This window comes from Streptomyces sp. NPDC054841 (genome assembly GCF_053611045.1).
Genome location: NZ_JBSGZO010000554.1, coordinates 1 through 5,149, shown reverse-complemented (window position 1 = coordinate 5,149; position 5,149 = coordinate 1). Strand labels below are relative to the sequence as shown.

4 protein-coding genes and 1 pseudogene are annotated in these 5,149 nt (G+C 70.6%); all 5 read right to left on the bottom strand.

The window, feature by feature from the left end; genetic code table 11:
- Positions 1-89: 89 nt before the first annotated feature.
- On the bottom strand, positions 90-935 hold the full coding sequence (locus ACWGI8_RS39000; protein WP_453668183.1) for a poly-gamma-glutamate hydrolase family protein: 846 nt from the start codon (positions 933-935) through the stop codon (positions 90-92).
- Between the two features lie 57 nt (positions 936-992).
- The gene (locus ACWGI8_RS38995; protein WP_453668182.1) at positions 993-2,498 is read right to left on the bottom strand and encodes a PH domain-containing protein; all 1,506 of its coding nucleotides are present in this window, start codon (positions 2,496-2,498) and stop codon (positions 993-995) included.
- On the bottom strand, positions 2,495-2,995 hold the full coding sequence (locus ACWGI8_RS38990; RefSeq protein WP_453668181.1) for a PH domain-containing protein: 501 nt from the start codon (positions 2,993-2,995) through the stop codon (positions 2,495-2,497). Before ACWGI8_RS38990 ends, ACWGI8_RS38995 begins: the two co-directional genes overlap by 4 nt.
- Before the next feature lie 14 nt (positions 2,996-3,009).
- A complete protein-coding gene (pgi, locus tag ACWGI8_RS38985) occupies positions 3,010-4,683 on the bottom strand; it encodes a glucose-6-phosphate isomerase (protein WP_453668184.1) in 1,674 nt (557 codons plus the stop codon).
- A gap of 58 nt (positions 4,684-4,741) precedes the next feature.
- Positions 4,742-5,149, bottom strand: a pseudogene (locus tag ACWGI8_RS38980) (MFS transporter); the annotation flags it as partial.

Sequence of the window (5,149 nt, the reverse complement as noted above, 5' to 3'; positions counted from 1 at the left end):
GCCCTGACGAGTCGTCGGCTCCGTCGTACGAAGGCCCGGTTCGCCCGCATGGCGAACCGGGCCTTCGGCGTCGGGGGATCGTCAGCGGATCAGAGGATGACCTGGTCCGGGCGGGCCTCCAGGCGTGCGATGGCCTTGCGGGCGGCGCCGACGAAGGCGTCGAAGACGGCATTGGTGTGGGTCGGCCGTCCGAGCCGGGTGAAGTAGCCGGCGTCGAACATGCTCTGGCGCAGCTCGGTGGTCATCTCCAGCTGGGCGCCCTTGCCGAGCAGGGTCTTGTTGCAGATGTTGGCAGGGTCCTCGCCCGCGAGAGCGGGAACCGTCGAGCCGTCGATGGTCTGGAACCCGGCGGCCTGGAACTCCTCGTGCAGATACGTCTTGAAGTGGGTGTTGAGGCCGCCGACGACGACTGCCTCGGGCACTCCCGCGGACGCACCGGCCTGCGCCGCCGTACAGCCGTGCAGACTCAGCACATTGAGGCTGCCCGCGGCCATGGACAGGGCGGAGCGGTCGTCGTTGTTCGTCGAGGTGACGTGCAGCTCGCTGTTGTTGGACGCGCGCACACCCTCGAACATCCAGTAGTCGTGGACCGGGCCGCCCGCCGGCTGCACGGCGAGCGTGGCCGGGTGGTAGCCCGCTATCGCCAGGCACAGCTCGGACGTGCCCCCCTCGATGCCGCCGCCGTGGAGGGCCATGATCGTGGTGCGGTTGAACGGGTATCTCAGGCTGTCGCTGTTGTCGAACAGCTCATGGCGCTTGTAGCGCCGGGCGAAGTCCGTGCCCTCCTTGCCGGCGAGCTTCGTGTAGAGGTCGGTGTTCGACGCGTAGAGGTCGGCGGCGTACGCGGGGGCGGCGGCAAAGGTGTTGAGTACGGAGGCGCTGAGTGCGGCGCCGGCGAGGCCGGCCAGTACGGTGCGGCGGTTGGCATAAGTCATGCATGTCATGATCGCGGTGGAACGAGGCACCGACTCCCACTCCCGAAGTGGACTGCCTCACACCGTGCGTTCCGGTCGCTCCAGGAACGGCTCCAGCAGGCCCGGGACCGCGCGGGAGGCGAAGTCGAGGACCTCGTGCTCGTCGGCGTCGTACACCGAGTACGCCCCGTCGCCCGCCGCCGTGGTCGCGGTCAGGGTGAGGACTCCGGCACGGCGCTGGAACCAGGACTGTTTGAGCGTCCAGCCGATGACTGCGCCGCGTTGCAGCGCGACCGTCCCGCGCCGGACGGTCCCGGAGCGGGCGAGCAGATAGTCGCCGTCGACGGCGTGGCCCAGACTGCGGTACGCGTCCAGTGCGAGGAGCACCGCGAGCGGCAGGAACACCACCGCGGATGCGGCCGCGACGTACCACAATACGTCCGTGACCAGCAGGCCCAGGAGCGTGAGCACGAGGAGCGGGACGAGTGCGGCGGTGAGCGCCCAGCGCAGCCTGCGGGCGCGTGCCGCGCGCGGATGAGCGGTGAGCGCCACGCTCGTCGGCGGGCTGGACTCGCGCAGCACCAGCGCCGTCACATCGTCGGCGACGGAGCGTGGCACGGGCGGCAGAAGCGTCTTGTGGTCGGCGTGCTGGTCGTCCTGCTCCTGGACGAGTCCCGTCGCGACCGCGTCCACCCGTGCCGCGCCGAACATCCGTACACCGAGGGGCTCGACGAGCTCCACTCCGCGCAGCCGTCGCTCCTCGATGGAGAGCGAGCGGGCGGTGAACAGTCCGCGGCGGACCCGCAGGGTGCCGCCCGGCTCCCGTTCCAGCCGGTAGTTGAACCACATCTCGACCCAGAGCCCGAGTGCGCCGACGACTCCTGCGACCAGGGCCCCGAGGGCCAGCACGACGACGATCCAGACGACCGGGGTGCCCCGGAACTGCTCGGCGATCCAGTCGATGACCTCACTCTGCGCGCCGAACCATTCGCTGACCTGCATCACCGCACCGGCGGCCGCTCCGCCGAGCAGCGGGGCGACGAACGACACCGGTGCGTACCGGATCCAGCGGAAATCGAGGGTGGCCAGCTCGCCCTCCCGGTGGGTGCCAGGGGCGACGACGGCGGCGCGGGCCAGCAGCTCACGGCGCAGCCGCTCGCCCTCCGGCCTGGCGACCGGGTCGAGTTCCAGCGTGGACTCCCCACCGCCGGTGTGCTCTCCGGTGCCGATCCGTACCTTGACGAGACCGAGCAGTCGCTGCAGCGGATTGGCCGTCAGATCGACGCTGCGGATGCGCTCGCGGGCCAGCGAGCGGCGCTTTATCAGCAGCAGGCCGGTGTGGAGTTCGGCGCGCTCGGGTCCGATGCGGTACCGCGTGCGCCGCCACCGTACGTAGTCCGCGGCCGAGCCGCCCGCGACGAGGACGGCGGCGCCTGCCAGCACCCAGCCGAGTGCCTGCCACCACGGCATGCCGCCCGCGAGGCCGAACAGGACCGGCAGCCCGGCGCCGCCCGCGACTCCGGTCAGGACCACGGCCGTGACGAGGACGGTACGCCGGTCGAGCCGCAGCCAGCCGTCGCTCATGTGGCATCCCCGGGCGTGGCCTGGGTGATCCGGGTCAGCTGCTCGGCCAGCTCCGCCGCCAGCTCGTGGTCCAGCCCCTCGATCCTGATCGCGCCCTTGGAGGAGGCGGTGGTGACGGTGACCGTGGCGAGCCGGAAGGCCTGCTCCAAGGGCCCTCGCACGGTGTCCACGGTCTGGATCCGGGACATGGGGGCGATCCGCCACTCCTGCCAGAGGGCGCCGGTCCGGACGTACACCGCTTCGTCCGTGACCTCCCAGCGGTGCACCCGGTACCACCAGGAGGGGAAGAAGACCGTGCCTGCCAGCCCGAGGGCCGCCACGACGCCGGCTGCCGCCAGCAGCCAGGTCCTGGCGGGCGCGATGAACGCCCCCAGCAGGCCGAGTACCGCCACCGGTACGACGGTCGTCAGCAGGCACTGCACCCGCCACCAGCCGACGGCCCGTTCGTTCAGCGTGTTGTTCGGCGGCCGCAGCCGCACGGTCTCCTCCCCCGTCATCGGATCAACTCCCCCTACGCCCTGGGGGCGTGGGGGGACCCCCAGCGCAATGAGCGGTACGTGGCCACCAGCGCGGCGGTCGAGCTGTCGAGGTTCTCGCCGCCGCGTCCCTCGGTGAGGACGGGCTCGATCCGCTTGGCGAGGACCTTGCCGAGCTCGACGCCCCACTGGTCGAAGGAGTCGATGTTCCAGACGGCGCCCTGGACGAACACCTTGTGTTCGTAGAGCGCGATGAGCTGGCCGAGGACGGACGGGGTCAGCTCGTTTGCCAGGATCGTGGTGGTCGGGTGGTTGCCCACGAACGTCTTGTGCGGCACCAGCTCCTCCGCGACGCCCTCCGCCCGTACCTCGTCGGGAGTCTTGCCGAAGGCCAGCGCCTGCGTCTGGGCGAAGAAGTTGGCCATCAGCAGGTCGTGCTGGGCGACCAGTCCCGGCAGCAGGTCCGGGACGGGCTGCGCGAAGCCGATGAAGTCGGCCGGGATGAGCTTCGTCCCCTGGTGGATCAACTGGTAGTACGCGTGCTGCCCGTTGGTGCCGGGCGTGCCCCAGACGACGGGTCCGGTCTGCCAGTCGACGCGGTTGCCGTCACGGTCGACGGACTTGCCGTTGGACTCCATGTCCAGCTGCTGCAGGTACGCGGTGAACTTGCTCAGGTAGTGCGAGTACGGCAGCACCGCGTGCGACTGGGCGTCGAAGAACCCGCCGTACCAGACGCCCAGCAGGCCGAGCAGCAGTGGCGCGTTCTCCTCCGGCGGTGCGGTGCGGAAGTGCTCGTCGACGAGGTGGAACCCGTCGAGCATCTCGCGGAAGCGGTCCGGGCCGATGGCGATCATCAGCGAGAGCCCGATGGCCGAGTCGTACGAGTAACGCCCGCCTACCCAGTCCCAGAACTCGAACATGTTCGCCGTGTCGATGCCGAACTCGTCGACCTTCTCGGCGTTCGTCGACAGGGCCACGAAGTGCTTGGCGACGGCGTCCTGGCCGGCCTTCAGCTCGGTGAGCAGCCAGTCGCGGGCGGACGTCGCGTTGGTGATGGTCTCGATCGTGGTGAACGTCTTGGACGCGATGATGAACAGCGTCTCGGCGGCGTCGAGGTCGCGCACCGCCTCGTGCAGATCGGCCCCGTCCACGTTCGAGACGAAACGGAACGTCAGGTCCCGTGCGGTGTAGGAGCGCAGCGCCTCGTACGCCATCGCCGGGCCGAGGTCGGAGCCGCCGATGCCGATGTTGACGACGTTCTTGATGGGCTTTCCGGTGTGGCCGGTCCAGCTGCCCGAGCGGATCCGCTCGGAGAACGCGCTCATCTTGTCGAGCACGGCGTGCACCCCGGGCACCACGTCCTCGCCGTCGACCTCGATGACGGCGTCACGGGGCGCGCGCAGCGCCGTGTGCAGCACGGCCCGCTGCTCGGTGACGTTGATCTTCTCGCCGCGGAACATGGCGTCCCGCAGCCCCGTGACATCGGTGGCCGCGGCCAGCTCGCGCAGCAGCGCCAGCGTCTCGTCGGTCACCAGGTGCTTGGAGTAGTCGAGGTGGAGGTCGCCGACCTGGAGGGTGTACCGGCTGCCCCGGTCGGCGTCGGCGGCGAACAGCTCCCGCAGATGTGTGTCGGCCAGCTGCTCACGGTGCTTGCCGAGAGCGGCCCACTCGGGCGTCCGGTTGAGCCGGGTACGGCTTTCTGCGTTCATTCTGGACATCAGCCCACTTCTTCTCGTACCTGCCTGCGTGCCCCGCTGCCCCACCAACCTAATTGATCTGAGGGGCCGGCGACGCGACGGCGAGGCTGAACAGGCCGGCCGCCGGCAGCGCAGGGGTGCTCAGTCCCCACGCGGCCGCCGAGGCACCACCGAGCAGCGCCCCGAGCGGCGCCCCCGCTGTCGCGAGCGTGCGGAACGCGGAGCTGATCCGGCCCAGCATGCCGCGCTCGGGGCCCGCGACCCGCAGCGAGGCCACGAGCAGGGCCGCCAGTACATAGGTCGCCGCGTACGGCGCGGCCGCACCCGCGACGAGCAGCACCGGCACCAGCGGCCCGGCCGGGAAGGTGCCCGCCATCCGCTGCCCGGTCTGCGGCCTGGCATTGGCGCTGCCGGGCGCCTCGCCGGACACCATGGACCCCCTCGGACCGTTGATCGTCCACTGCACACGACCGTAGAG

Coding starts and splice junctions, on each gene's coding strand:
- ACWGI8_RS39000 (WP_453668183.1), bottom strand. CDS start 935: ATGACTTATGCCAACCGCCGCACCGTACTGGCCGGCCTCGCCGGCGCC.
- ACWGI8_RS38995 (WP_453668182.1), bottom strand. CDS start 2,498: ATGAGCGACGGCTGGCTGCGGCTCGACCGGCGTACCGTCCTCGTCACG.
- ACWGI8_RS38990 (WP_453668181.1), bottom strand. CDS start 2,995: ATGACGGGGGAGGAGACCGTGCGGCTGCGGCCGCCGAACAACACGCTG.
- pgi (WP_453668184.1), bottom strand. CDS start 4,683: ATGAACGCAGAAAGCCGTACCCGGCTCAACCGGACGCCCGAGTGGGCC.